The 5,244-nt window shown below is 64.0% G+C and carries 6 protein-coding genes; all 6 read left to right on the top strand.

Going from position 1 to position 5,244, the window contains the following annotated elements; genetic code table 11:
- The coding region (locus ABW137_RS36555) for an MFS transporter (protein ID WP_526407983.1) at positions 1 to 1,296 on the top strand (1,296 nt) is incomplete at its 5' end.
- Between the two features lie 44 nt (positions 1,297 to 1,340).
- Entirely contained in the window at positions 1,341 to 1,970 is a 630-nt protein-coding gene (locus tag ABW137_RS36560) for a TetR/AcrR family transcriptional regulator (protein ID WP_526407993.1), read from the top strand.
- A gap of 76 nt (positions 1,971 to 2,046) precedes the next feature.
- Complete coding sequence (locus ABW137_RS36565) at positions 2,047 to 2,772, top strand: SDR family NAD(P)-dependent oxidoreductase (protein ID WP_526407985.1); 726 nt, start codon at positions 2,047 to 2,049, stop codon at positions 2,770 to 2,772.
- 23 nt (positions 2,773 to 2,795) lie between these two features.
- Positions 2,796 to 4,379: an ATP-dependent acyl-CoA ligase gene (locus ABW137_RS36570; RefSeq protein WP_526407987.1), complete on the top strand. Its 1,584-nt coding sequence runs from the start codon at positions 2,796 to 2,798 to the stop codon at positions 4,377 to 4,379.
- A gap of 23 nt (positions 4,380 to 4,402) precedes the next feature.
- Complete coding sequence (locus ABW137_RS36575) at positions 4,403 to 4,966, top strand: VOC family protein (RefSeq protein WP_526407989.1); 564 nt, start codon at positions 4,403 to 4,405, stop codon at positions 4,964 to 4,966.
- Positions 4,966 to 5,244 (top strand): alcohol dehydrogenase catalytic domain-containing protein (locus ABW137_RS36580; RefSeq protein ID WP_526407991.1); only part of this gene is annotated, 279 nt, incomplete at its 3' end. The genes ABW137_RS36575 and ABW137_RS36580, both read left to right, overlap by 1 nt.

Below are 5,244 nucleotides of genomic sequence, written 5' to 3' on the forward strand. Positions count from 1 at the left end.
GTGCGCACCCTGGCCGCAATAACGGTGGGCAATTCGCTCGAGTGGTACGAGTGGGCCATCTACGGGATCTTCGCGCCGTTCATCGCGGCGGCGATGTTCGACAAAACCGATCCGGTTTCTGCGCTGCTCTCGACTTTCGCGGTATTCGCCATTGGCTTCCTCATGCGGCCGATCGGGGGGATCGTGTTCGGCCGGATCGCCGACCGTCGCGGCCGTAAGACGGTCCTCATCGCGACGCTGCTGATGATGGGAACCGGTAGTTCGGTCATCGCGTTGACGCCGGATTTCGATACGCTCGGGGTCTGGGCGTCGGTGGTCCTGCTGCTCGCTCGAATGGCCCAGGGGTTCGCTCACGGCGGGGAGAGCGCGACGTCGTATTCCTACGTCGCGGAGCTGGCGCCACCGCAGAAGCGTGGCGCGTGGAGCAGTTTCGCGTACGTCGCTGTTCTGATCGGCACCATCTGTGCATTTGTCCTTGGGGTCGCATTGACTGCGGTGTTGGGTCAGCAGGCGGTCGCCGACTGGGCGTGGCGGGTACCGTTCGTCCTCGGTGCGCTGGGGTCGTTCGTTGTGATGTTCCTGCGCAGACGGATGGAGGAGTCGGAGGTTTTCGCCGAGCAGGCGCACGCGCCAGGTGCCGAGTCCGCGACTGCTCCGCCGCGCAGGCTGTTCCGCCCGGTGGCGACCGGCATCGGCCTCATCTGTGGCCTGACGGTTTTCCAATACACCTGGCTGACGTTCATCCCGACCTATGCAATCGTGCACCAGGGTGTGTCGGCAGGCACCGCCTACCTGGCATTGGCAGGCGCGCAATTCATCGGGCTGTTCTGCCTGCCCTTGTGGGGCCGCCTCGGCGACGCGATCGGAAGACGGCCGGTGTTCATGGGATGGGCGGTCGCCGTTGCCGTGCTGCAGATTCCGCTCGTGGCACTGGCAGGACAGAGCGCCTGGTCGCTGTTCATCGCATCGACCGTCGCCTGGGTGCTCGCTACTGCCACCGGTGCCCTGCAGGCGGCGACGCTGGCCGAACAATTCTCCACCCGCGAGCGCACATTCGGGATAGGGCTGGCCTTCTCGGTCTCGGTTGCTCTATTTGGCGGCGCAACACCGTATCTCAACGAATACATGCACGCGCACGGCGTGGGCGGGCTGGCGCCGGTGTGGGTGATCGTCACGGCGTTGGTCAGTGGTGTCACGGCGTGGCTGATGCCTGAGCGCCGAGGCGCTGACCTCGCAGACGTCAGCACCGTGGCCGTCCGGCACACTGAAGACGTAACACCGACGCGGGAGCTCTGATGTCCGTGCCCCCGCGCAGTACCACCGAAATGGAGGCCGACACCATGGCTGACGAGAAGCACCGCCCCAGGCGACGTCAGGCGGAGCGACGCCTTGAGGCTGAACGCAGACTTCTCGTCGCCGCCGCCGAGCTCATCGGCGAAGTCGGACCGACACGAATGACGTTTGCCGACATCGGTACTCGCGCTGGTTACAGCAGGGGATTGGCAACCCATCATTTCGGGTCGAAGAACGCGCTCATTCGTCAGATTCTCGATGTGGTCACCGACGAGTTCCACCGAGACCTTGCGGCGCACGATTCGAATCTCGATGCCAGAGGAGCCATCCGAGAGATTGTCTTGAGCTACTACCGTAGCCTCGGCAAGGGGGATCCGATGATTCGCGCCAGGGTCGCCCTGTGGGCTGCCGCCGCGGTCGGCGGAACCGATATCGACCGATCGCAGGTGACTGCAGCAGAGGAACGCTTCCGCGCGGAGATCAAGACACGGCTGCAGGTGGGACTACGGGCCCGCGAGCTTCCTGCCGATGTCGATGTGGACGGCTTCACCACCGTTCTGATCGGGATGCTGCGAGGAGTGGCGGTGCAACATCTCCTGGATGCCTCCGTAGATCTCGATCGTGCTGTGGCCGAGGCACTTGCCTTCGTCGATGGGCGTCTGACGCTGCGGAGCTGACCGGAGGTCGCAGAATCTACGTTCGATGTATGTCAGAAACTAGTTTGTTGACTAACAAATGGAGAGCCAGGGTCGAATGAAAGCGAAGAGTGCACCGAGGCTCGCCGTCGTCACGGGGGCTGCAAGTGGGATCGGTGGCGCCACGGCGAAAGTGCTTGCGCAGCGCGGATTCACCGTGATCGCGGCAGATGTAGCCGAACCTGCCGACACGCAAGACCACATCACATTCGAAACCGTGGACGTGAGTTCCTTGGCGGACTGGCACCGGCTGGCGGACACCATCGCGCAGGGTGCCGGCGAGTTGGATGTCCTCGTCAACGCTGCCGGGGTGCAGGGCGACCTGAAACACGCGGGCTTGCTGGAGTGCACGCTGGAGAATTGGGAGCACGTCATGGACGTGAACCTGACCGGCGCGTTTCTCGGCTGCCAAGCAATGATGCCGCTGATGGGCGACGGCGGCGCCATCGTCAACATCGCATCGATCGCGTCCTACTACCCGACGGCCTACAACGTGGCCTACGGCGCCACCAAGGGCGGCGTGACGCAGTTGACCAAGACCGTGGCTGCGGTGGGCGCACCACGGGTGCGGTGTAATTCCGTGCACCCTGGCGTCATCGCCACGCCGATGGTCGATCAAATTCTGTCCATCACCGAGGTTGGATTCGTGGAACGTGTACCCCTGCAACGGGTCGGTACTGCCGGGGAAGTCGCCGAAGTGGTGGCATTCCTCGCCTCGGATGCAGCAAGCTTCGTCACCGGCGCCGAGATCACCGTCGACGGCGGAACCCGTCTCGTCCGTTAACCAGCCCGTCAAAGGAGTCTCCCATGGACCACCTGTTCGATGTCCCGCCCGAGCGCCGCACACTCAGCGCGGTGCTCGGCGACCGTGCCGACGAGCACCCCGATGCTGAGTTTCTGACTGTTGGAGAACGCGTCTGGACCTACGGACAGTTCCACGCCTGGTCGACCCGGATCGCTGCGGGACTTCAGTCTCTGGGTGTCGCGCCCGGCGACCGGGTTCTGCTGATGCTGCCCAACTGTGCCGAATTCGTGGCGGTTTGGCTGGCGTGCGCGCAGATCGGTGCCGTCGAAGTGCCGGTCAACACGGCCTACAAGGGGATGGTTCTCGAACACGTTGTCGGCAACAGCGGGGCCCGGGTAGCGGTGGTCGCAGGGGAGTTCCTGGACCGGTTCGCGCCCTTCCCCGCTTTGCAGCACGTCGTGGTGTGGAACCGGCTCAAATCGAACAACCCGGGCGCCAACGTCGTCGACTGGCTTCATCTGGAGGAAGAGCGGCGGGTCCAGCGGCCCGAAGTCCGCCACACAGATCAGATGGCGATCCTGTATTCGTCCGGTACGACGGGGTTGTCGAAGGGGATCATGCTGAGCCACAACTATTTCTGGTTCAGCGGTATGCGAAGCGCGGCTCACGGCCGAGTGCAGCAAGCCGACCGCCTCTACACCTGTCTGCCGCTGTTCCATGCGAACGCACAGGCGCTCACCGTGATGTCCGCGCTGGTCTCGGGAGCGTCGGTCATCCTCGACTCACGGTTCTCGGCGTCGAGGTTCTGGGACCGGCTTCGCGCAGTTCGGGCCAGTCGCTTCAACTATATCGGCGGGATGATCCCGATCTTGATGAAACAACCGGTGACCGATATCGACAGACGTCACGGAGTCGAGTTCGCGCTGGGTGCGGCAGCTCCCGCCGATCAGTTCCTCGAATTCGAGGACCGTTTCGGTGTGACGCTGATCGAGAGCTACGGGCAGACGGAAAACTGTGTCGCGCTGGCCAATCCCGTTGACGACCGCCGGATCGGATCGGTGGGGAAAGCGATCTGCGGATACGACGTTGCGCTGGTGGACGACGAGGACGAACCCGTACCGGTCGGACAGACGGGTGAGTTGGTGTTCCGGCCGAGGTACCCCAACATCATGATGGACGGCTACCACGCCATGCCTGAGGCCACGCTGGCCGCGAGCCGAAACCTGTGGTTCCACAGCGGAGATCTTCTGCGCCGAGACGCGGATGACTACTTCTACTACGTCGACCGCAAGAAGGACGCGATCCGGCGCCGCGGTGAGAACATCTCGGCCTACGAAGTCGAACTGGTCGTCAACGCACATCCTGAAGTTGCCGAGTCGGCGGCGATAGCGGTCCCGTCCGAGGTTGGTGAAGACGAGGTGATGGTCTTCGTCGTCGTGAAGCCCGGCGCGCAGCTGAGCCAACTTGATTTGATCACACACTGCGACGGTCGCATGCCTTACTTCGCGGTGCCGCGCTATGTCGAGTTCCGCGATGAGCTTCCGAAGACCCCGACACATCGCATCGAGAAGTATCGGCTGCGTCAAGAAGGCCTCTCAGCCGACACGTGGGATCGCGAGCGCTCCGGCTTCGAACTCACCCGATAGCCCCAACCAAGAAAGGACAGTCGATGATGACCTCTGGCCCCATCGCGCAACTCGGATTCGTGGTCCGCGACCTCGACAAAGCACTTCAACACTGGGTCGATTTCCTCGGTGTCGGTCCCTTTTTCGTCGCCGACGAGATCAAACCTGATCAGTTCGTCCACCGGGGAAGATCTTCCGACGCCACATTCAGCGCGGCGCTGGCCAATTCGGGACCCACGCAGATCGAGCTCATCCAGCCCCTGGGTGAGCACCCCAGCCAATGGCAGGAGTTCCTGAAGGCGGGACGCGAGGGATTGCAGCACGTCGCGTACTGGACCGAAGACTTCGACGTCGACTTCGCCGCGGCCCAGGCGAAAGGACACCGGGTCGCACACGGGGGGCTCCTCAGCGGGGGTCGCTTCGTGTACTTCGATGCCGATGTCGCTGACGGGTATGCGATCGAACTATCCGAACAGAGCCCGGAGAAGAAGGCGGTCTTCGGTGCGATCCGGGAAGCCGGGATCGACTGGGACGGCCAGGATCCGATCCGCCCGTGGGCGCAGGCACTTTCGGCCGCAGGTGTACCGGTGCGCGGGGGTGGATCCTGATGCGCGCGATCGTCGCAACCGCGTCCGGGCCTGCTGTCGCCGAGGTGGCGAAGCCGAGACCCGGGCCCGGTGAAGTCTTGGTCCGGGTTCACGCCGCGGCCCTCAATCGCGTCGACTTGCGGATGAGCCAGGGAATGGTGCACGGGTCGGCGGGCGGACTGGGCCAGGTGTGCGGCATGGAGTTCTCCGGTGAGATCGAGGACGTCGGCCCTGAGGTGGCAGAGTGGTCCCCGGGACAGCGGGTGATGGGGGCCGGGCCCGGTGCCTTCGCCGAGTTC

It is taken from the genome of Mycobacterium sp. (genome assembly GCF_040509115.1).
GTDB lineage: Bacteria > Actinomycetota > Actinomycetes > Mycobacteriales > Mycobacteriaceae > Mycobacterium.